Genomic DNA, 20741 nt, shown 5'->3' on the forward strand with positions numbered 1-20741 from the left:
GCCGTCCTCTCGGTCGAAGGGTGATGTCAGTTCCAGCGCGCCGCAACGGCCGCGGTGTCCAGAAGGTCGCCGGTGGGAGCCTGCGGATCGCGCGCCGGCGTGCCCGAGAAGCGGGGCGCGGGGAAGGGGTGCAGGACACCGGAGACGGTGCGGTACAGGCCGCGCTCCGCGTTGTGCGGGTCGAGCGCCGCCTCGTCGAAGGTGAGGACCGGTGTGACGCAGGCGTCGGTACCGTTGAAGACCGCCGCCCACTCGTCCCGGGTCCGCCTGCTCACGGCGTCACCGATGAGCTTGCGCAGGTTCGCCCATTCCGAGCGGTCCTCCTGGTCCGGCCACTGGTCGGTGTCCACGCCCAGGCGGGAGATGAACTCGCGGTAGAAGTCCGGCTCGAGCGCACCGACCGCGAGGTAGCGGCCGTCCGCGCACCGGTAGGTGTCGTAGAACGGGGCGCCGGAGTCCAGGAAGTTCGTCCCCGGATCGTCGGAGTACAACCCCGCCGCGCGCAGTCCCTGGAGCTTGGCGGTCAGCGCCGCGACCCCGTCGACCATCGCGGCGTCGATGACCTGCCCCCTGCCGGTACGGGCGGCGGAGACGAGGGCGCAGGCGATGCCGTACGCGCCCATCGCCCCGCCGGCGGCGTAGTCGCCGAGCAGGTTGATCGGCGGCCGCGGTCCCTCGCCCTCACGCGCCATCGCGTGGAGCGCGCCGGACTGGGCGACGTAGTTGATGTCGTGCCCGGCGTCGCGGGACCGCGGCCCGTCCTGGCCGTAGCCGGTCAGGCGCACGTACACCAGCTTCTCGTTGTGCGGGCGCAGGTCGTCCGGGCCCAGCCCGAGCCGCTCCGCGACGCCGGGGCGGTAACCCTCGATGAAGACATCGGCGTCGGCGGCCAAGCGGACCACCGCTGCCTTGCCCTCGGGATCCTTCAGGTCGACGGCCACCGCGGACACGGCGCGGTTGACCACGTCCTTCTCGTCCGTCAGACCCACCGTGGCCCCGAGAGCGCGCGCCGCGCGGTTGGGTGGGCGCACCACCCGCACCACGTCGGCGCCCATGTCCGCCAGCAGCATCGAGACATAGGGCACGGGGCCCATGCCGGCCAGCACCAGTACCTTCACACCGTCGAGCGGTCCGGTCATGTTCCCCGTCTCCCTTGTGTCCTTGGTCTCTGCGTGCGGGCGCTCAGTACGACCGCGGCAGGCCGAGGACCTGCTGCGAGACGAAGTTGCGCACCATCTCCTGGCTGAACGGCGCGTTCGGGAGCAGCCGCACCTCGCGCAGCAGCCGCTCGATGTGGTACTCCTTCGCGTACGCGTAGCCGCCCAGGGTGGAGAAGCCGCGGTTCGCGGTCTCGTAGCCCGCCTCGGCGCCGAGGTACTTCGCCGCCGCCGCCTCCGGGCCGCAGGGCTTGCCCTCGTCGAACAGCTTGGCCGCGCTCATGGCCACCTGACGCGCCGCGTGGATGCGGATCCAGGAGTCCGCGAGCGGGTGCGCCACGGCCTGGTTCTTGCCGATCGGGCGGTCGAAGACGACGCGCGTCTTGGCGTACTCGGTGGCGATCTCCAGTGCGGCACGGGCGATGCCGATGCCCTCGAGGCCCACCACGATGCGCTCGGGGTTGAGCCCGTCGATGATGTAGTTGAAGCCGCGGCCCACCTCGCCGACCACGTCCTCGTCGGCGACGAAGAGATTGTCGATGAACAGCTGGTTGGTGTCGATCGCGGCGCGGCCCATCTTGTCGATCTCGTGGGCCGTGACGTGGTTACGGTCCATCTCCGCGCAGAAGATGGTCATGCCGCGCAGCGGGTGCTCGTCGTCGCGCGGGCTGGTGCGGGCCAGCAGCAGGATGCGGTGGGCGTTCTGGGCATTGGTGATGAACACCTTCTCGCCGTTGATGACCCAGCCGCCGTCGACCTTCTCGGCCTTCGTCTTGATGCGGGAGGTGTCCACGCCGGCCGAGGGCTCGGTGATGCCGAACGCCAGCAGCATCTCACCGGAGGCGATTTGCGGCAGGTACTTCTTCTTCATCTCCTCCGAGCCGTACTTGACGATCGGCGCGGGCGGGAAGACGTAGAAGTGAATGGCGGAGCCACCGGACATGCCGGCACCGGAGGCCGCGATCTCCTCCATCATCGCGCCGGCCTCCTGCAGGCCCAGGCCGAGCCCGCCGTACTCCTCCGGGATCATCGCGCCGAGCCAGCCGCCCGCGGCGAAGGCCTTGACGAACTCCCACGGGTACTCGTGGTTGCGGTCCTTCTCCAGCCAGTAGTCGTTGTCGTACTTGCGGGCCAGGGCACGGGTCGCCTCGCGGACGACCTCGATGTTGGTACCGGTCTCTTCAGACATATCAGTTCTCCTTGTTGTCGTCCGCGTAGACGGGAATCGCTTCGAGAGGGGTGGCGGGATCGAGCGAGGACATGTCCCCCGCGTCCGCGCCGAGGAAGCGCGCGCGGATCGCGCGGCGCATGATCTTGCCGTTCTTCGTCTTCGGCAGGGAGTCCACGGCGTACACCGTGGGCGCGAAGGACCGACCGGCGTTCGTGGTCGCAGCGTCCTGGAGGTCCGACGGTGCCGCGCCCGCCTCGCGCAGGACGGCGAAGGCGACGGCGCGCTGGCCGCGCGCCTCGTCGGGCACGCCGATCACCGCGACCTCCGAGATGCGCGCATCGCGCAGGAGCGAGGTCTCGATCTCGGCCGGACCCACCCGCCGGCCCGACAGCTTGAGCGTGTCGTCCGAGCGGCCGTGGATCAGCCACATGCCCCGCTCGTCGACGGAGGCGAGATCGCCGTGCACCCAGATGTCGTCGAACCGGCTCCAGTAGGTGTCCAGATACCGTTCGCGGTCCTGCCAGAAGGCGTGCGTCTGGCCCGGGAAGGTGTTCAGGACGGCGAGCTCGCCGATCTGCCCGACGACCGGTCGGCCGTCGTCATCGACGACCGCGGCGTGCACGCCGGGTAGTGCGCCGTTGAAGGCCGCCGCGTCCGCGGGCAGGAACGGGTAGCCGACGATGATGCCGCCGCCGACCTCGGTGCCACCGCTGTAGTTGATGATCGGAACGCGCCCCTTGCCGATCTCCTCGAACAGCCACCACCAGGTGGGGATGTCCCAGGCCTCGCCGGTGGAGACGAAGGACCGCAGGGTGGGAACGTCCGCGAGCGCCTCGTCGCCGGCGGCGCGGAGGGCGCGGGCCGCCGTGGGGGCGATGCCCTGCACGGTGACGCCGTTGCGGTTGATGACGTCCCACATGCGTCCGGCGTTCGGGTACGTGGGCAGGCCCTCGATCATCACGATCGTGGCGCCGAGCTGCAGCGGCCCGGTCATCAGCATCGGGCCGACCAGCCAGCCGAGATCGGTGATCCAGCAGACCACGTCGTCGTCGTGGACGTCGAAGGCGTAGCCGAAGTCGACGGCCGTCTTGACGGCGAACCCGCCGTGGCTGTGCACGATCCCCTTCGGACGGCCCGTCGTGCCCGAGGTGTAGACGATCGCGAGCGCGTCGTTCGACTCGGTCGCCGCGACGGGGACCGGCGCGGAATCGGCGGGAAGCTCGTCGAAGTAGACGTCGCGCCCCGCCTGCATCGGCACGTCGGAGCCCAGGTGGCGCACGACCACGACGTGCTGCACCGATGGCGCCATCGCGACCGCGGCGTCGGCGACGGCCTTCATCTCGACGGGCTTGCCCCGACGGGTGGTGCCGTCGGCGGTGACGAGGACCTTGGCCTCGGAGTCCTGCAACCGGGTCGCGAGGGCCTCCGGCGCGTAGCCGCTGAACGTGGGGACCACGACGGCACCGAGGTGTGCCGCGGCCAGGTAGGCGACGACGGCCTCGGGCACGACGGGCATGAACAGCACGATGCGGTCACCGCGCTCGACGCCGAGTCCGGCGAGGTTCGCCGCGAAGGCGTTCACCTGCACCGAGAGCTCGGCGAAGGTGAGGGTGCGTCGCCCGCCCGCGTCTCCCTCGTAGACGACGGCGGTCTTGTCTGCGAACGGGCCGTTCGCGTGCCGGTGCGCGGCGAGCTGCGCCACGTTGATCACGCCACCGGTGAACCACTTCGGGAAGGGCTTCCCCTCCGAGTCGTCGAGCACCGCCTCGAACGGAGTACTGAACTCGATGCCGAGGTCGGCGACCGCGGCGCGCCAGAACCAGTCGGGGTCCGCGACGGCGCGTTCGTTCAGGGCGGCGACGGAGTCGACGTTCCAGCCGCGCATCGCGGCGAGTAGCCGGCTACGGCCGCGCACCTCGTCGGTGGGGACCCAGGCGAGTGTGTCGGATCTGTTCTCCGCCATCTCGTTTCCTTCCTGCGCGGCCCGCGGCCGCATCGTCGGATATCGGTTGCGCGAGCGATCAGGCGCTCTGGCCCGAGGCCTTCGTGAGCATGAGTCCCACGCGAGTGGCCTCGCAGACCACCTCGTCGCGCTGGTTGATGCCGCGGTGCTTGAAGGTGACGATGCCGGAGTCGTCGCGCTTCTTGGACAGTCGCTTGTCCACGATCTCGGTCTCGACCCGGATGGTGTCGCCGTGGAAACAGGGCTTGGCGAACTTGATGTCCGAGAAGCCGAGGTTGCCGAGCGTGGTGCCGTACGTGGTCTCATGCATCGAGATGCCGCAGACCAGGCCGAGCAGGAAGAGGCTGTTGACCAGGCGCTGCCCGTGGATGGAGTTCTTGCTGTACTCGGCGTCCAAGTGCAGCGGCGCCATGTTCAGGGTCATGGTGGAGAAGAGCACGTTGTCGGCCTCCGTGACGGTGCGCCGCACCGTGTGCTCGATGACCGAACCGACCTCGAACTCCTCGTAGTACAAACCCTGCATGATGTGGTCCTCTCTCGTTCGCCGGCGACGTCCGCTCGGGTGTGACCCAGAGCATATCCATAAATATATTATATGCGCAAGACCTGATCGGGCGGCCGGTTCCGTGAATCGAGGCCTTGTGTCCGGCGTCTCAATATATTATATCTAGTAGAGCCGTCCACGAAGGGAATCGAACGACATGTCCGAGGTCAGCCAGGAAGATTTCGAGCAGATCCAGGCGCAGGTGCGTCAGTGGATCCGGACCCGGGTCGTCCCCCGGGAGCGGGAGATCGCCGACACCGACGCGATTCCCGAGGACATCCGGCAGCAGGCCAAGGACATGGGCCTGTTCGGGTACGCCATCCCGCAGGAGTGGGGTGGCCTCGGCCTCGACCTCGCCCAGGACGTGGAACTCGCGATGGAGTTCGGCTACACGTCGCTCGCGGTGCGGTCGATGTTCGGCACCAACAACGGCATCGCCGGCCAGGTGCTGGTCAACTTCGGTACGGACGAGCAGAAGTCCACGTGGCTGGAGAAGATCGCCTCCGGCGAGGTGGTCGCCTCCTTCGCCCTCACCGAGCCCGGCGCCGGCTCCAACCCCGCGGGCCTGCGCACCAAGGCGGTGCGCGACGGTGACGAGTGGGTGATCGACGGCGAGAAGTGCTTCATCACCAATGCCCAGCTCGCGGACCTCTTCGTGACCTTCGCCCGCACCCGCCCGGCGGACGGGAACGGACCCGGCATCGCGGTCTTCCTGGTGCCCGCGGGCACGCCCGGGCTGGAGGTGGCGCACCACGACGAGAAGATGGGCCAGCAGGGGGCGTGGACCTCGAACGTCTCGTTCAGCGGTGTGCGGGTACCCGCGGCGGCGCTCGTCGGCGGCGACGAGGACACCGGCTACCGCGCCGCGATGACCTCGCTGGCCCGCGGTCGCGTGCACATCTCGGGCCTCGCGGTCGGTTCCGCACAGCGCGCCCTCGACGAGTCCGTGCGGCACGCCGCGGTGACCACCCAGGGCGGCACTCCGATCGGCGACTTCCAGCTGGTCCAGGCCCACCTCGCCGACATGCAGACCGGCATCATGGCCGGCCGGGCACTCGCCCGCGACGCTGCGGCCAAGTACGTCTCCGGCGAGGACCGGCGCATCTCGCCGTCCGTCGCGAAGGTCTTCTGCACCGAGATGGTCGGCCAGGTCGCCGACAAGGCGGTCCAGATCCACGGCGGCTCCGGATACATGCGCGAGATGACCGTCGAGCGGATCTACCGCGATGTCCGCCTGCTGCGCCTGTACGAGGGCACCAGCGAGATCCAGCGCCTGATCATCGGCGGCGCCCTGGTTCGCGAGGCCAAGAAGGCGCTGAAGTGACGAGCGCCGCCCTCGCCGGCGCGATCCGCACCGCGGGCACACTGCTGTTCGTGCCCGCGGACCGGCCGGAACGATTCGCGAAGGCCGCCGCCGCGGGCGCCGACCTGGTGATCCTCGACCTCGAGGACGCGGTCGCACCCGAGAACAAGGAGGCCGCCCGGGCGAACGCGGCGGCCTGGGCGGCGGAGCATGCCTGTGCGGTGCGCGTCAACGCCGCCGACACCCCCTGGTACGCCGCGGATGTCGCGGCCCTGGCCCCGACCGGCTGCGCGATCGTGCAGCCGAAGGCACAGGATCCGGTGCTGCTCGCCACGCTGGCCACCGCGCTCGGGCCCGACGCCGCGATCGTCGCACTCGTCGAGACCGCCCGGGGCGTGCTCGAGGCGCCGCGGCTGGCCGCCGTCACCGGCGTCGTCCGTCTCGCCCTCGGCAGCTTCGACTTGGGCGCGGAGCTCGACGTGGACCCCGTCGACCGCGAGGCGCTGCTGCCCACGCGGGGCGCGCTCGTCCTCGCCTCCGCGGCAGCGGGCCTGCCCGGCCCCGTCGACGGAGTGACCGCCGCGCTCGACGACCCGGCCCTGCTCACCGACGAGACCGCGTACGCGCGGCGGCTCGGCTTCGCCGGGAAGCTGTGCATCCACCCGAAGCAGCTCGGCCCCGTCGCCGCCGCGCTGCGTCCCTCCGACGCGGACGTCGCCTGGGCCGAGAGCGTCGTCGCCGCCGTCGCGGCCGCCGGGGACGGCGTCGCCAATGTCGACGGGAAGATGGTCGACAAGCCCGTCGTGGACCGCGCCCGCCGTATCCTCGCCCGCACCGCGAACCACCAGAACTGAAGGAGCACACCATGACCAAGCCCCTGCTCGAGGGCAAGACCGCCGTCATCACCGGAGCCGCTCAGGGCATCGGCTACTCCATCGCGGAGCAGTTCGTCGCCGAGGGCGCGCGCGTCGTGATCGCCGACGTGAATCTGGAGGCCGCGCAGGCAGCCGCCGAGAAGCTCGGCGGGTCCACCGTCGCCATCGGCAGCCAGTGCGATGTGACCTCCGCCGACGCCGTGCAGGCCACCCTCGACGCCGCCGCCGAGGCCTTCGGCCCGGTGAACGTGATGGTCAACAACGCCGGCATCACCCGCGACGCGACCATGCGCAAGATGACCGAGGAGATGTTCGACCAGGTCATCAACGTGCACCTCAAGGGCACCTGGAACGGCACCCGGCTCGCGGGCGCGGTCATGCGCGAGAACGGCGGCGGCACCATCGTCAACATGAGCTCGCTGTCCGGCAAGATCGGCCTCGCCGGCCAGACCAACTACTCCGCCGCCAAGGCCGGCATCGTCGGCCTCTCCAAGGCCGCGGCCAAGGAGCTCGCGCACCTCGGCGTGCGCGTCAACGCGATCCAGCCCGGCCTGATCCGCACCGCCATGACCGAGGCCATGCCGCAAAAGGTCTGGGACGCCAAGATGTCCGAGATCCCCATGGGCCGCGCCGGCGAGGTCTCCGAGATCGCCTCGGTCGCACTGTTCCTCGCCTCCGACCTCTCCTCCTACATGACCGGCACCGTGCTCGAGGTGACCGGCGGGCGGTTCATGTGAGCGCGCCCGTGTTCGACGGCTGGGAGCCGCACCTCGAGGTCACCGAGGAGCTCATCGACCCGAATCCCGTCGCCGCGCTGGCCGCACTGTTCGACGACGGGCTGCCGACGCCCGCCGACGGCGACGTCCTCCCCCCGCTGTGGCACTGGGTCGCGCTCCCCCGCTGGAACGCTTCCGGACTGCTGGGCGCCGACGGCCACCCGCGCAAGGGCGGCTTCCTGCCCCCGGTGGACCTACCGCGGCGGATGTTCGCCGGCGGACGCGCCACCTTCCACCGGCCGCTCACGGTGGGCGCGCTGGCCCGTCGCGAGGCGGAGGTCACGAACGTCGCCGACAAGACGGGCCGCTCGGGGCGCCTCGTGATCGTCGACGTCACGTACCGGCTGTTCGACGGTGCGGGTGACCTCGCCGTCGAGGAGGTGCAGAATCTCGTCTACCGTGAGGCGGCGGCACTGTCGGGCGAGCCTGCCGAGGTGCCCGCGGCACAGCCGGTCCCGGGGCTTCCGTTGCACCGGAACTCGGACACGGAGTGGGACTTCCGCACGGATCCGTCGCTGCTGGCGCGGTTCTCCGCCGCGACCGCCAACGCGCACCGGATCCACTACGACTGGCCCTACGCCACCCGCGAGGAGGGCTACCCGGGCCTCGTGGTGCACGGGCCGCTGCAGGCGCTCGCGCTGCTCGAGACGCACAGGCTCGCCGGCGGCGCACCCGTGGCATCGCTCGCGCACCGCGGCCGCGCACCGCTGTTCTGCGGCCAGGCCGCCACGCTCGTCACCACCCCGGCCGACGACGGTGCCGCGCTGGCCCTGTACGGCCCCGGCGGCGTGGACGCCGGTCCGAACGCCACCGTCGACCTGACCTTCTAGGAGAAGCCATGCCCCGCACCATCTCCAGTCTCGAGGAACTGCGCTCGCTGCTCGGCGAGACCATCGGCCCCAGCGAGCCGATCACCGTCGACCAGGCCCGCATCGACCTGTTCGCCGACGCGACCGGCGATCGCCAGTGGATCCACGTCGATCCCGAACGCGCGAAGGGCGGCCCGTACGGCGCCACCATCGCGCACGGCTACCTCACGCTCTCGCTGATCCCCGTGTTCAACGCGGATCTGGTGCAGCTCGCCTTCGGCACGGCACGGGTCAACTACGGCGTCAACAAGGTCCGGTTCCCGGCGCCCGTGCCGGTGGGCTCGCAGCTGCGGGCGTCGGTCACCTTCACCGACATCACCGAGGGCCCGGCAGGCGCGACGGTGACCGCCAAGTACGTCCTCGACGCGGGCTCGGGCAAGCCCGCGTGCGTGGCCGAGACCCTGGTCCTCGTCACCCCGTAGCCCGACCTCGACACCGTTCACAGGAGTTCACCATGACCGATTCCACCGAGGTCCTCGAAGACCTTCTCCGCTCCCGCTGGAGCTGCCGGGCCTACCAGGACCGGCAGGTCCCGCACGAGACCATCGAACGCCTGCTCACGCTCGCGCAGCGCTCCGCGTCGTGGTGCAACACCCAGCCCTGGCAGGTCATCGTCACCAGCGGCGAGGGCACCGAGAAGTTCCGGACCGCGCTCTCCGAGTGGGCCGCCACCCACGAGTCGAAGTTCGACTTCGACCCGCCCGCCGAATACCGCGGCGTGTACCGCGAGCGTCGCCGCGCTTCGGGCTGGCAGCTCTACGAGGCCGTCGGCGTCGCCAAGGGCGACCGGGCGGCATCGGCCAAGCAGGCCGCGCAGAACTTCCGGCTCTTCGGCGCCCCCCACGCCGTGATCGTGACCACCGACTCGGTGCACGACCTGTACGGCGCGGTCGACACCGGCCTGTACGTCGGCACGTTCCTGTTGGCCGCGCGGAGCCTCGGGCTCGGAGCGATCCCGCAAGCCGCGATCGCCGGGCATTCGCAGCTGGTCCGTGAGCACTTCGGCATCCCCGAGGATCGCAAGGTGCTGCTCGGCATCTCCTTCGGGTACCCCGACGAGGGTGCCCCGGCCAACAGCTACCGCACCGCGCGCGCGGAGCTCGACGAGGTCGTCACCTGGATCGATCGGTAGCGATCGCGCCCGGACGCGACGAGGGCCCCGCCGTCGGCGGGGCCCTCGTCGTATCCGGGGGGTACCGACGGCACCTGTCTCACCGTCCGAGTGATGCGTAACCTGCAGATATGGAGATCGCGCAGGAGATCAAGGACTTCCTCACCACGCGGCGCGCACGGATCACGCCGGACATGGTGGGCCTACCGTCGACCGGACGCCGACGGGTACCGGGCCTGCGTCGCGAGGAGGTCGCGATGCTCGCGGGCCTGTCCGCCGAGTACTACATCCAGATCGAGCGCGGCAGGGTGGCAGGAGTTTCCGAGGAGATCCTGCACGCGATCATCCGCGCGCTGCGCCTCGACGACGTGGAGTCCGAGCACTTCCTCACCCTCACTCGGGCCGCGGCTTCGAAGCCCTCACGCCGGGCGGCGCGCACCCGCGCCGTGGTCAGCCCAACGCTCCAGGCCGTGCTCGACTCGATGGTCACGGTCCCCGCGGTGGTCCTGGCCCCGAACCTGGACCTGGTGGCCGGCAATACGCTCGGTCTCGCGTTGTACGCGCCGGTGGCCGGCACCGTCGGGCAGGCGAACGTAGCGCGGTTCCTGTTCCTGGACCCGGATTCGGATCGGACCTTCCCGGACTGGAACACGGCGGCCGACGACGCCGTCGCCATGCTGCGTGCGGCCGCCGCCGCGGATCCGCAGGCGCGGGCGCTCACGGCGCTCGTGGGCGAGCTCTCGACCGCCAGCGCCGAGTTCCGCACGAAGTGGGCGGCGCACCGCGTGGTGGCGCATCGGCGGGGCGGCAAGCAGTTCCGGCACGAGGCGGTGGGCGAGATGGCACTGTCGTTCGAGGCCCTCGAGATCGCCGGGTCCGGCGGCCTGATCCTCTACGCGTTCGCACCCGAGCCCGCCTCGCCCGCGGCCGACGCCCTCCGACTGTTGTCCTCGCTGGTCGCCGATCGGCCCGCCGTCGTCCTCGAAAACCGATAGGAGATCACCATGCCCCTCGAGTCAGCCCTCACCGATGCCCTCGGCCACGCCCAGGAGATCGAGATCAGCAGCTACCGCAAGGACGGCACGCTTCGTCGCTGGGTGCCGATCTGGACCGTTCCCGTCGGCGATGCCGTGTACCTCCGCTCCGCGTTCGGAGTCGACGGTGGCTGGTACAAGTGGGCCAAGATCAAGGGAGTCGCCCGGGTCCGGGCCGGCGGCGTCGAAGCGGACGTGGCCCTGGTCCCCGACACCACCGACGACGTCCAGCAGCAGGTGGACGCCGGCTTCGAGAGCAAGTACCCGCGCGGCGGCGCGGCGACCCGCACCATGGTGACCGAGCCCGCGCGGTCGGCGACCGTGCGACTCGAGCCCGTCGCGTAAGCACCCAGCATCTGCCCCGGCGACGCCGGCACGATCGCCCTCACACGGGGACGTTCCGCCGGCATCGCCGGGGCCTTCGTCGTTCCGGACGATGTACGCATACCGCTTCCGCCGTGCGACCTGTCGAGCTATTCTCATCGCAGTTAGAAACATAATATATGTCACACTGCGAAGGATCGCCATGCCCACCTCACAGACCGCCGTACCGAACGGCGCCGCGACCGGCAAGCGAGGACTGGGTGTCGCCGTCCTCTGCATGTTCCTCAACCTCGTCGACGGATTCGACCTCCTGATCATTTCGTTCGTCCTGCCGAACCTGCCGACCCACTCCAAGAATCCGAACGATCCCCTCAACTTCGCGACGACCTCCGAAAAGGGCCTGATCGTGAGTTTCGGGCTGGTCGGCATGGCGGTCGGCGCCATCGGGTTGGCGCGCTTGGCCGACCGCTACGGACGTCGGCTGATCGCGCTGGTGGGCATCGTCGTCAACCTGATCGGCCTGGTGCTGTCGGCGCTCTCGCCGAACGCCGAGCTCATGATGGGCGCCCGATTCATCACGGGTGCCGGCATCGGCATGGTGAGCGTCGTGATCGTCGTCGCCGCGCAGGAGAGCGCAGCGCCGAAGTACCGCAACCTCGCCACCGGGCTGGTGATGATCGGCTACCCCCTCGGCAGCGTCCTCGCCGCGCTCAGCACCAACGTCATCACGTCCACCTTCGGTTCCAATTGGAAGGCTCTGTTCCTCACCGGTGCGGGCCTCGCCGCCGCGGCCTTCGTCCTGGCGTTCGTCGGTCTCCCGGAGTCCGTCAAAGCTGAGGAGCAGACGTTCGAGGCCACGGAACATCCGTCGGCGGAGGAGAAGAACCCCGCGCTGCTGGGCAAGAGTCTCATCGCCGCCACCCTGCTCCTGTGCGTCGGCTACATGACGGTTTCGGGTGTGTTCAACTTCGCCGCCGGGCTGACACCCGACTTCGTCAAGACGGCCATCGTCAACGGGATCGACCCCGCAGCGACCAAGGAGGCCGTCGCCGCGGCGACCTCGGCCGCACGCCAGACCGGTCAGGACGTCGGGTTGTGGCTGAGCCTCGGCTGCCTCGTCGGTGCGGTATCCCTCTCCTTGATCGGGCTCGTCGTCAGCGCGGTCCGCCTGACCTGGGTCTACTGCGTCATCGCCGTGGTCGCGATGGTCGGCTTCGCGAACGCCTTCCCCGGACCCGGACACAGCCCGTCGCTCGCGTTGTACTTCTTCGCGGTCGCCCTCGGCGTGGGCATCTTCGGCGGCATCTCGTCCTACAGCGCCCTGGTTCCGCTGGCCTATCCGCCGCTCGCCCGGGCGAAGGGCTACGGGGCCATGCTGGGGTTCGGCCGTGCCGGTGCTATCGCCGCGCCGTTGATCAGCGGGTTCATCGTGCGGGAGATCGGGCCCCAGAGCCTCTACAACTACATCAACATCCTGCTCGTCGTGGCGCTCGGCTGCGCGATCGGCGTCGTCGTGGTGATGCGTCGCCGGCCGCCTCTGTCGTCGAGCGCGCCGACGAAGGTCGGGGTGGAGGCCGGCTGATAGCCGCACGACGAAGCGCCGCGCCCTGAAACGGCGCGGCGCTTCGTCGTTCAGCGGGGAGCGCGGACCCCGTCGAAGATGAGTGTGCGCATCATGTCGACGGCCGACCGGCCGTCGCGCTCGCGAAGCGACTCCGGCCAATCGATCACACGCTCGAGCGAGTTGATGATGAACAGGCGCAGCACCGGGATTTCGATGTCGGAGCGCACGTCGCCCGACTCGACCGCCGCGGAGATCAAGCCGTCGAGATAGTGTCCGAAGTCGCGCCGACCGGGTCGCAATCGCTCCTGCATGTCCGGCGGCGCCTGATGGAAGGTACGCAGGTGCGCCGGCGAGAGGTCGCCGGTCGCGAGCAGCGCGTCGAGGAACGCCGCGACTGCTTCGTACAGCCGCTCCCCCGCGGTGAGACCGTCCGGCAGGTCCTCGACCGCCGCGCGCACGTACTCGTGTACGTACCGCACGCCGAACCCCAGGACCTCCTCGACCAGATCGTCCTTGGAGTCGAAATGGTAGTAGAGGCTGCCGGCCTGCATGCCGACCGTGGCGGCGATGTCCGACAGCCGCGTGGCCGCGTAGCCCTTTTCGACGAGCACCGCCGCCGCACCCAACACGATGCGGCGGCGGGTGTCCTCCGACTTGGACAGTCGCTGCCCGGACGGCAGATCGAACGTGGTCATGGACAGGTATTTTGTCACAGCCCCGAACAGACGTTAGAAAACTAGACGACCTGCCGGCCGGTCGGACGGTTCTTCGCCCAGTCCTCCGGGTCGTGGTTGACCCACACGGTCGTGTTCGGCTGGCTGCGCAGGAGCTTGAGCGACTTGAGCGACTCGATCGCACCGACGGTGTCCGCATCGGCGGGCATACCCGCGCAGAAGGTCACATTGTCGTGGTCGTGGGCCACGTCTCCGGTCAGCACGAGGTTGGTGTCATCCGGCATCCGGACCTTGAGCGCGAGCGAGCCCGGGGTGTGGCCCGGGAGCGAGAGCACGACGACGCTGCCGTCACCGTAGACATCGTGCTCGCCGTGCGTCGGGATCTCCAGCCAATCGATCTGCTTGGCCGCCTCCAGATCACGCGGATCGAAATGCATCGCCACGTGCTGGTCGGGGGTGTGCGCATAGCGGAGTTCGCCCGAACCGATGTAACCGGTGGCCCCGGCGAAGTGGTGCAGCCCACCGGTGTGGTCGAAGTGCGCGTGGGACAGGACCACCCGCGTGACATCCGCCGTCGTGAAGCCGAGGTCCGCGAGCTGGCGGTCCAGCGCGTACTCCGCAGGGAAGTCGATCTTGTACAGCTCCGCGGCGGGGCCGTAGACCGAGGCCGGGTCCCCCGCGCCGCCGATCCCCGTGTCGAAGATCAGCAGGCCGTGCTCGGGATGCTCGATGAGGAAGGCCGGCAACGGGAAGGTGATCTGTTCACCCCCCTTGAGAAGGCCCATGATCCCGTTGTCCATGGTGACGGTGGGTGCGTCGAGCGCCCAGAGGTGCTTGATGGTGGCGGACATGACGGGCTCCTTCAAGGGTGGTGGTGAACTGCTAGGGGGCGGTGAGGAAGTCGGAGATCAGGTGGCCGAGGCGTTCCGGCTCGTCGAAGAGCATCATGTGACCGGCACCGTCGAGCACCTCGAGGCGGGCGCCGCGGATCCGGCCGGCCAGGACGCGACCGTTGAGGGTGCGCACGACGGGGTCGTCGGAGCCCTGCAGCACCAGGGTGCGACAGCGCAGCGTGTGCAGCCACGGGTGGCTGGACCAACCCAGAATTGCGGCCTGCAGGTAGCGGTAGCCCGTCTTGCTGGGCGGATTCGCCTCGCGGTCGGCGAGGACGCTCGCCAGCACCTCGGGGTCGCGGGCCGTGCGACCGCCGGCCAGCAGCGGGATGTCGTGCGCCGCAGCGGCCTTGTCCCGGTACCGGCGGGTACCCGCGAGAGCGAGCGCGGACCGCGGGCGCGGAGGCAGCCACGGCACCCCGGCGACGGTGGCCGTCAGGACCAGGCGCCGTACCCGCCGGCCGTGCCGGTGCACGAACTCCTGGGCGACGGCGCCGCCGTGGGAGTAGCCGAGCACGTCGACCCGGTCGACGCCGAGTTCGGTGAGCGCGGCGGCGAGTACGTCGGCGAGGCCGTGCATCGGCAGCGGGCGCCCGGGCAACTCCGAGCGGCCCATGCCCGGCGTGTCGATCATGATGACCTCCCGGTCCGGGAGGTGCTCGAGCAGCGGCTGCCACGAGTCCATCGACCCGCCCAGTCCGTGGATGAGCAGCAGCGGCGGCTCGGCGCTGCCGGGGCGGCGCCGGGTGTACAGGGTCAGGCCGCGCGCCGTCACCGTCTTGTCGACGGGCGCGCCCGCCTCGTGCTGAGTACCGGTCTCGGTCATCGGTTGTCTCCTTCTAGGATTCGACCACCGCGCGGGCGCCCTGCTCGCCCGAGCAGTAGTCCACGGCAGCGTTGATCTCGGTGAACGGGAAGGTCTCGGTCACCAGCTGGTCGATCAGCAGCGATCCGCTGCGGTAGAGGTCCACCAGCATCGGGATGTCGTCCTTCACCCGCGCGGAACCGTAGAGGCAGCCGTGGATGTTCTTGCCCGCCATCACCACGTTGTTGAGCACGTCGTCGACGCCCACGCCGGGGCCCGCACCGACCAGGACGGCGTCGCCGCCGCGCCGGATCATGGCGACCGCCTGGTTCACGGTCTCCTGCCGGCCGACCACCTCGACCGCGACGTCCACGCCGCGCTTGCTGGTGAGCGCCCGGACCTGCTTGACCACGTCCGGGCCCGCCTTGACGGTGTCGGTGGCGCCGAGCTTGCGCGCCAGTTCGAGCCGCTCGTCGTGCATGTCGATCGCGACGATCGTGGTGGCGCCGGCCACGCGCGCGCCCTGCACGGCGTTGAGGCCGACGCCGCCGCAACCGATGACCGCGACCGAGTCGCCCACGCGCACACCGCCCGTCTTCACGGAGGCGCCGAATCCGGTGAGCACGCCGCAGCCGAGCAGCGCCGCCGAGGTCAGTGGCACCTCGTCGGGGATCTTCACCGCAGCGCCCTCGGGAACGACGGTGTGCTGGGCGAACGTGCCGAGCCCGCAGAACTGCCGGAGCGGCTCGCCGTCGATGCTCATCCGCGTCGAGCCGTCGGGCATGGTGTGCGCGCCGAGCATGGTGCGCGGACGGCCGCACAGGTGGTGGTCGCCGCGGCGGCAGAAGAAGCACGAGCCACAGCTCGCGAGCCAGGTGAGGACGACGTGATCGCCGACCGACAGGGACTCGACCCCCGGACCGACGGCGCTGACGATGCCGGCTCCTTCGTGCCCGAGCACGAGCGGCGTCGGGGCGGGGAGCTTGCCGGTGAAGACGCCGACGTCCGAATGGCAGACGCCCGTGGCCTTCACCTCCACCAGAACCTCGCCCGGGCCGGGCTCGGCCAGGTCGATCTCGGCGAGCCGCAGGGGCTTTCCGGGGCCGTCGAACAATGCTGCCTGGGTCTTCACGTCGATCTCCGAATCTTCATCATATCTAGCGGTTAAACCTCTGCGGCGGTATACGTCTCGCCGTCCTCGCCGCGAGCGAAGAGCGGACCGTCAGCGGCGCTTCCCAGCCCCCGCGCGATCACGTCGTCCCACACGGGCCGGGACCACTGCGCCACCGGGACGTCCGCGACGACGCGGACGAAGTCGGGGCGCTGGTCGGCGGGCAGCCGCCGCAGCGCGGACGACAGTGCCCACCCGCTGAGGTCCGACCCGGGCTGGACGGTGACCGCGGCGACGACCGCAGTCGATCCCGTGGGCCCCTCCGTCAGGAAGACGGTGGCCAGATCCACGTTCGAGATCCGCTGCAGCGTCTGCGCGATCCGGCGCGGCGCGATGTACCCGCGGGGGGCGGCCAGCAGCCGGTCGACGGACTCGACGTACCAGTAGTCACCGTCGGCGCTCTTGACGAAGACGTCGCCGGTGGACTGCCACGCGTCCTCCGCTGCGAACACCGAGCGCAGCACGTTCGGCGTGCCCGGCGAGGCCTCGCAGCGCGCCAGGAGCAGGCCCGGCTCGCCGGGATCGCACTCCCGCGCGAATCCGTCCTGCTCGAACGCGAGCCGGCCCGTCGCCGGATCGAACGCCGCCACCTTCACCCGCGCGGTACCCGGCACGGGGCGCCCGACCGAGCCGACGCGCTCGCCCGAGACGTTCGCCAGGATCGCCTCGGCCTGTGCGCTGCCGTAGAACTCGAGAACGCGTGCCGGCGCGAACCGCTCGGCGACGCGGCGCCACAGGTTCGGCGGCATGCCGGAGCCCATGAACATGCGGATCGAGCTGTGCGCCTCCTCCGGGCGCGTCGGCGCCACCGCGATCTCGCGCAGCGAGGACCAGTTGTAGCTGACGTGCGTCGCACCGTAGCGGCGCACCTCCTGCCAGAAGACGTCGACGTCCGGCGCGGCGGCCAGCGCGAGCCGCGCGCCCGACGCGACCGCGCTCGCGACCGCCATCAGCAGCGCCGACGAGTGGTGCAGCGGCGTCACCGAGTACACCGTGTCGCCGGGCCCCAGGCCCGCCGCGCTGGCCGTGCCGAGGGCGGACAGGGCCCACCGCCGGTTGGTGATCTCCAGGACGCGCACGCCGGCACCGCGGCCGGTGAAGAGCACGAAGGCCAGGTCGGTGGCCCGGGTCGGATTCGCGTGGTACCAGGCGGGGTCGGCGACCCTGGCCGGGTCCACCCGCTCGAGGTCCGTGGCGTACGCGGGAACGACGCGCCCGCCCTCGCCCTCGGATCCGAGGACGGCCCAGACGACCTCGTCCGCCGGGCGGACCTGCGGGATGCGCTGCGGGTCGGCGATGACCACGGAGGCCTCGCTCAGCTGCAGCTCCTGGTGCAGGTCACCGTCCGGCCGCAGCAGGACGGCTGCGGCGCCGAGGCGGCTGATGGCTGCGACGGTGCACAACGCGGTGGGCCGGGTGTCCATCAGCACGCCGACCCGGTCGCCGGGGCGGACGCCGAGGGTGATCAGGCCCTTGACGATGCTGTCGATGCGGTGCTTGACCTCCTCGCGGCGCAGCACCCGGTCCTCGAACAGGAGCGCGGGTGCGCTCGGCGCGCGGTTCGCCGCCTCGTCGAGCAGCAGGCCCAGCGACACCGCGGTGTCGGGCCGGAGCGCCTCGATCCGGTTGATGAGCGGCACGCCGGAGACCCGGTCGCGGAGCAGGGAGAAGGCGAGGTCACCCGCCTCCGTGGCGGCGCCCCACACCGTCTTCACCACTTCCACACCGATATCGGTGGTGGCGGTGACCCGGCTGGCGATCTCGCCCGGGCGCCACCCCGCGATGGTGGTCTGTTCGCGAGCGGGCACGATCTGCTCGGGCAGCTCGGCCCGCCCCGCGCGCCAGGCGATCCAGTCCGCCACGCGCGGCCACGTGTTCCGCCGTGCACCGCCGCCGGCGACGATCCCGAAGTGCCCGGTGTGCAGGTCCAACTGATGGATGTCGGCGCGCGGCGCCGCCTGGAGGATCGGCCGGACGGACCGGGGGTGCCCCTCCTTGTCGATGTCGCCGATGACGATCAGCAGCGGCATCTCGAGGTCGGCCAGCGAGACCGGCCGGTCGCCGATCACCAGGCCGCCCTCGAGCATCCGGTTGGTGACGATGACGTTCTCCAGCAGGTCGCGCAGCGCGGGGCCGGAGTACGAGGTCCACCCGTCGTGAGCGAGGAACTTGCGCTGCTGCTCACCGGGTTCGAGCTTATCGCGATCATGCAGTTGCTTGATGTAGGCCAGCTCGAACTGGACGCTGCGGATCGGCTCCAGCATCCGCGTGGCCGAGCGGTTGAACCAGCTGGGCAGCGCGACCTTGTCGACGAGGCCGGTGTCGAGCAGCCCCCGGGCGATCGAGGTGAAGGTCTCGACGGACATCGGAATCGGCATGGACGCGAACTCCACCGGCGAACCGAAGGCGATCACCGAGTCGATCCCGTCGCCGCGCCGGTAGGCGGCGGCCTGGTAGCAGAACATGCCGCCCTGCGAGTAGCCGCCGAGCACGACGTCCCGGCCCGTGGCGGCCCGGATCTGCTCGACGGCATCGCTCACCGCGAGCACGTGGTCGGCGATCCCGCGATCGAGGCCGCCCTCCACCTCCTCGGGCCGGCCGAAGTCGGCGACCCAGACGTCGACGCCGAGGTCGTGAACGGCCTTGACGGAGCTGGACTTCGGCGCGACGTCGTACACGTCGGACATCATCATCAGCGGCGGCACCAGCAGGAGCGATGGCTGATCGGTGCCGGGCAACTCGTCCGGGAAGTACCGGCGCAGCGACAGCGCGGGCCCGGTGTACTCGACCGAGAACGGAGACCGCTTCTCGTCGACCTCGAGCCCGCCGAACCGGGCGTACTCGGAGGCGTTCTTGGCGAAGGCCTCCACCCTGCCCACCGCGGCGAAGGCGTCGCCGATCGCGTCCCTGATGCCCATCGTCAGCCCCGCACCGTGCCGTAGATCTCGCGGAGTTCGTTCTTGAGCACCTTGCCGCCGACGTTGCGCGGCAGCGCCTCGACGACGTGGTAGTGCACCGGGACCTTGTACTTGGCGAGCTGCCCGATCAACCAGCCCCGCAGCGCGTCGACGTCGACGACCCGCCCCTCGGCGGCCACGATCACCGCCGCGCCCACCTCGACGTACTTGTCGTCGGGCACGCCGATGACCGCGGCATCGGCGATGTCGTCGTGACTGGTGATCACCATCTCGACCTCCGCGGGGTAGACGTTCTCGCCGCCGCTGCGGTACATGTCCTTAGCACGCCCCGCGATGGTGAGGAAGCCGTCGGCATCGATGCGGCCCAGGTCGCCGGAGTGGCACCAACCGTCCTGGAAGGTGGCCTCGGAGGCCTCGGGCCGGTTCCAATAGCCGATCGAGACGCCCCCCGAACGCACGCAGATCTCGCCGACCTCGTCGACGTCGGTGAGCTGGCCGTCGGCGCGGATGACCTTGATCTCGGTCATCGCCTGCGGCCGGCCGATGCTGCTCTCGTGCCCGCGGGCCACGTCGAACTCGAGGCTGCTGGACACGGCCCCGCCCTCGGTGAGGCTGTAGGACTGCGTGAGCTGCACGCCGGGCAGGTTCGCCTCGAGCGCGTCGTACACCCAGGGCATCACGATGTCGCCGCCCGTGACGATGCGCTGCAGCGACTGCGGCACCAGGCCGCGGACGTCGTCCATGCGCAGGAGGTCGAACAGCATGAACGGGTAGAGGAGCATGACGGTCGTGTTCCGGTCGCGCGCCACCTGCAGGAAGTTCTCGAGCGTGAACCCGCCGGACGGGAAGGTGACGACGGTGCCGTGCGCGAGCAGGGTCGGCAGCAGCAGAACCTCGAAGCCGCCTGCGTGGAACAGCGGGCCGGAGGTCTGCGCCACGGTCCTGTCGTTGATGCCCCACCGCATGGCCTGGATCGCGCCGATCCACATCGCGTTGCCGTGCGAGAACAGCGCGCCCTTGGGGCGGCCGGTGGTGCCCGACGAGTACATGAGGGACAGGGGATCGTCGAAGCTCATCACGGGGTACCCGGAGGCGTCCGCGGCCGCGGCGCCGAGGTCGGCGGTGAAGGCGGTCAGGGTCTGCGCCCACTCCGGCGCCGCGGCACCGGACTCGCGCGCCACGAAGGTGCGGACGTCGATCTCGTCGCGGATCGGCTCGATCGCGCCGCCGAACTCCGCGTCGAAAACGAGCACGGTGGCACCGGAATCGCTCAGCGCGAACTGCAGCTCCGGCGCCGTGAGTCGCCAGTTCAGGCGCACGCTGATCCCTCCCGCGCGCCCGATCGCGAGGTACAGCGCGATGTACTCGATCGAGTTGCGGAGCAGGACGCCGACGCGGTCACCCTTCTGCACCCCTGCACGCTGCAACGCCCGGGCGTACCGCAGTTCGAGTGCACGCAGCTCGGCCCACGTGATCGATTCGTCGGCGCCCAGCGCGATCGCCGTGGAGTCCGGATCCACCACCGGCATCTGGCCGGCCACCGCGTCGGTGACGTAGGTGATGCTCATCCCCATTGTTTCAGCCCTCTC

General features: G+C 70.3%; 19 protein-coding genes. 9 read left to right on the forward strand and 10 right to left on the reverse strand.

Annotated elements, in window-relative coordinates:
- Nucleotides 1-26: 26 nt before the first annotated feature.
- The 4 genes from ABZX10_RS12380 to ABZX10_RS12395 are packed head-to-tail and all read right to left on the reverse strand — an operon-like array spanning nt 27 to nt 4817.
- A complete protein-coding gene (locus tag ABZX10_RS12380) occupies nt 27-1139 on the reverse strand; it encodes a CaiB/BaiF CoA-transferase family protein (protein WP_355539542.1) in 1113 nt (370 codons plus the stop codon).
- Between the two features lie 43 nt (nt 1140-1182).
- Nucleotides 1183-2346, reverse strand: a complete 1164-nt coding sequence (locus ABZX10_RS12385) for an acyl-CoA dehydrogenase family protein (RefSeq protein WP_355539545.1) — start codon at nt 2344-2346, stop codon at nt 1183-1185.
- Between the two features lies 1 nt (nt 2347).
- Nucleotides 2348-4291, reverse strand: a complete 1944-nt coding sequence (locus tag ABZX10_RS12390; protein WP_355539548.1) for an AMP-binding protein — start codon at nt 4289-4291, stop codon at nt 2348-2350.
- A gap of 58 nt (nt 4292-4349) precedes the next feature.
- Complete coding sequence (locus ABZX10_RS12395) at nt 4350-4817, reverse strand: MaoC family dehydratase (RefSeq protein ID WP_355539819.1); 468 nt, start codon at nt 4815-4817, stop codon at nt 4350-4352.
- 175 nt (nt 4818-4992) lie between these two features.
- Between ABZX10_RS12395 and ABZX10_RS12400 the strand changes: the two genes are divergently transcribed.
- From ABZX10_RS12400 to ABZX10_RS12440, 9 genes are all read left to right on the forward strand, one after another.
- Nucleotides 4993-6159 carry an acyl-CoA dehydrogenase family protein gene (locus ABZX10_RS12400; protein ID WP_355539551.1) on the forward strand — a complete coding sequence of 389 codons (1167 nt, stop codon included), beginning with the start codon at nt 4993-4995 and terminating at the stop codon, nt 6157-6159.
- A complete protein-coding gene (locus ABZX10_RS12405; protein WP_355539554.1) occupies nt 6156-6992 on the forward strand; it encodes a CoA ester lyase in 837 nt (278 codons plus the stop codon). Before ABZX10_RS12400 ends, ABZX10_RS12405 begins: the two co-directional genes overlap by 4 nt.
- An 11-nt stretch (nt 6993-7003) precedes the next feature.
- Nucleotides 7004-7750, forward strand: a complete 747-nt coding sequence (gene fabG, locus ABZX10_RS12410; RefSeq protein ID WP_355539557.1) for a 3-oxoacyl-ACP reductase FabG — start codon at nt 7004-7006, stop codon at nt 7748-7750.
- On the forward strand, nt 7747-8619 hold the full coding sequence (locus ABZX10_RS12415) for a MaoC family dehydratase N-terminal domain-containing protein (RefSeq protein ID WP_355539560.1): 873 nt from the start codon (nt 7747-7749) through the stop codon (nt 8617-8619). The genes fabG and ABZX10_RS12415 overlap by 4 nt, the downstream gene beginning before the upstream one ends.
- An 8-nt stretch (nt 8620-8627) precedes the next feature.
- Nucleotides 8628-9080, forward strand: a complete 453-nt coding sequence (locus tag ABZX10_RS12420; protein ID WP_355539563.1) for a MaoC family dehydratase — start codon at nt 8628-8630, stop codon at nt 9078-9080.
- Between the two features lie 32 nt (nt 9081-9112).
- The gene (locus ABZX10_RS12425; protein ID WP_355539566.1) at nt 9113-9790 is read left to right on the forward strand and encodes a nitroreductase; all 678 of its coding nucleotides are present in this window, start codon (nt 9113-9115) and stop codon (nt 9788-9790) included.
- Between the two features lie 110 nt (nt 9791-9900).
- The gene (locus ABZX10_RS12430) at nt 9901-10764 is read left to right on the forward strand and encodes a helix-turn-helix transcriptional regulator (RefSeq protein ID WP_355539569.1); all 864 of its coding nucleotides are present in this window, start codon (nt 9901-9903) and stop codon (nt 10762-10764) included.
- A gap of 9 nt (nt 10765-10773) precedes the next feature.
- Nucleotides 10774-11148, forward strand: coding sequence for a DUF2255 family protein (locus ABZX10_RS12435; protein ID WP_355539572.1), 375 nt, complete (start codon nt 10774-10776; stop codon nt 11146-11148).
- 181 nt (nt 11149-11329) lie between these two features.
- On the forward strand, nt 11330-12709 hold the full coding sequence (locus ABZX10_RS12440) for an MFS transporter (protein ID WP_355539575.1): 1380 nt from the start codon (nt 11330-11332) through the stop codon (nt 12707-12709).
- A 50-nt stretch (nt 12710-12759) separates the two neighbouring features.
- On the opposite strand, the gene ABZX10_RS12445 is transcribed toward ABZX10_RS12440, so the two are convergent.
- From ABZX10_RS12445 to ABZX10_RS12470, 6 genes are read right to left on the reverse strand one after another with little or no spacing between them, the layout of a single operon-like run.
- Nucleotides 12760-13386 (reverse strand): TetR/AcrR family transcriptional regulator, encoded by a 627-nt coding sequence (locus ABZX10_RS12445; RefSeq protein ID WP_355539578.1) that lies wholly within the window; start codon nt 13384-13386, stop codon nt 12760-12762.
- Nucleotides 13387-13427: 41 nt separating this feature from the next.
- Entirely contained in the window at nt 13428-14216 is a 789-nt protein-coding gene (locus tag ABZX10_RS12450; RefSeq protein WP_355539581.1) for an N-acyl homoserine lactonase family protein, read from the reverse strand.
- A gap of 31 nt (nt 14217-14247) precedes the next feature.
- Nucleotides 14248-15084 carry an alpha/beta fold hydrolase gene (locus ABZX10_RS12455; protein ID WP_355539584.1) on the reverse strand — a complete coding sequence of 279 codons (837 nt, stop codon included), beginning with the start codon at nt 15082-15084 and terminating at the stop codon, nt 14248-14250.
- Nucleotides 15085-15097: 13 nt separating this feature from the next.
- Entirely contained in the window at nt 15098-16195 is a 1098-nt protein-coding gene (locus ABZX10_RS12460) for a Zn-dependent alcohol dehydrogenase (RefSeq protein WP_355539587.1), read from the reverse strand.
- A gap of 32 nt (nt 16196-16227) precedes the next feature.
- A complete protein-coding gene (locus ABZX10_RS12465; RefSeq protein WP_355539590.1) occupies nt 16228-19152 on the reverse strand; it encodes an AMP-binding protein in 2925 nt (974 codons plus the stop codon).
- A gap of 2 nt (nt 19153-19154) precedes the next feature.
- Nucleotides 19155-20720 carry an AMP-binding protein gene (locus ABZX10_RS12470; protein WP_355539593.1) on the reverse strand — a complete coding sequence of 522 codons (1566 nt, stop codon included), beginning with the start codon at nt 20718-20720 and terminating at the stop codon, nt 19155-19157.
- Nucleotides 20721-20741 lie beyond the last annotated feature (21 nt).

Origin of the sequence: Tsukamurella sp. NPDC003166 (assembly GCF_040611135.1) — a bacterium.
Lineage (GTDB): Bacteria > Actinomycetota > Actinomycetes > Mycobacteriales > Mycobacteriaceae > Tsukamurella.

Excerpts from the sequence above, each read along its gene's own strand:
- ABZX10_RS12380 (WP_355539542.1), bottom strand. The coding sequence starts at position 1,139 with ATGACCGGACCGCTCGACGGTGTGAAGGTACTGGTGCTGGCCGGCATG.
- ABZX10_RS12385 (WP_355539545.1), bottom strand. The coding sequence starts at position 2,346 with ATGTCTGAAGAGACCGGTACCAACATCGAGGTCGTCCGCGAGGCGACC.
- ABZX10_RS12390 (WP_355539548.1), bottom strand. The coding sequence starts at position 4,291 with ATGGCGGAGAACAGATCCGACACACTCGCCTGGGTCCCCACCGACGAG.
- ABZX10_RS12400 (WP_355539551.1), top strand. The coding sequence starts at position 4,993 with ATGTCCGAGGTCAGCCAGGAAGATTTCGAGCAGATCCAGGCGCAGGTG.
- fabG (WP_355539557.1), top strand. The coding sequence starts at position 7,004 with ATGACCAAGCCCCTGCTCGAGGGCAAGACCGCCGTCATCACCGGAGCC.
- ABZX10_RS12420 (WP_355539563.1), top strand. The coding sequence starts at position 8,628 with ATGCCCCGCACCATCTCCAGTCTCGAGGAACTGCGCTCGCTGCTCGGC.
- ABZX10_RS12425 (WP_355539566.1), top strand. The coding sequence starts at position 9,113 with ATGACCGATTCCACCGAGGTCCTCGAAGACCTTCTCCGCTCCCGCTGG.
- ABZX10_RS12430 (WP_355539569.1), top strand. The coding sequence starts at position 9,901 with ATGGAGATCGCGCAGGAGATCAAGGACTTCCTCACCACGCGGCGCGCA.
- ABZX10_RS12435 (WP_355539572.1), top strand. The coding sequence starts at position 10,774 with ATGCCCCTCGAGTCAGCCCTCACCGATGCCCTCGGCCACGCCCAGGAG.
- ABZX10_RS12440 (WP_355539575.1), top strand. The coding sequence starts at position 11,330 with ATGCCCACCTCACAGACCGCCGTACCGAACGGCGCCGCGACCGGCAAG.
- ABZX10_RS12445 (WP_355539578.1), bottom strand. The coding sequence starts at position 13,386 with ATGACCACGTTCGATCTGCCGTCCGGGCAGCGACTGTCCAAGTCGGAG.
- ABZX10_RS12450 (WP_355539581.1), bottom strand. The coding sequence starts at position 14,216 with ATGTCCGCCACCATCAAGCACCTCTGGGCGCTCGACGCACCCACCGTC.
- ABZX10_RS12455 (WP_355539584.1), bottom strand. The coding sequence starts at position 15,084 with ATGACCGAGACCGGTACTCAGCACGAGGCGGGCGCGCCCGTCGACAAG.
- ABZX10_RS12465 (WP_355539590.1), bottom strand. The coding sequence starts at position 19,152 with ATGGGCATCAGGGACGCGATCGGCGACGCCTTCGCCGCGGTGGGCAGG.
- ABZX10_RS12470 (WP_355539593.1), bottom strand. The coding sequence starts at position 20,720 with ATGAGCATCACCTACGTCACCGACGCGGTGGCCGGCCAGATGCCGGTG.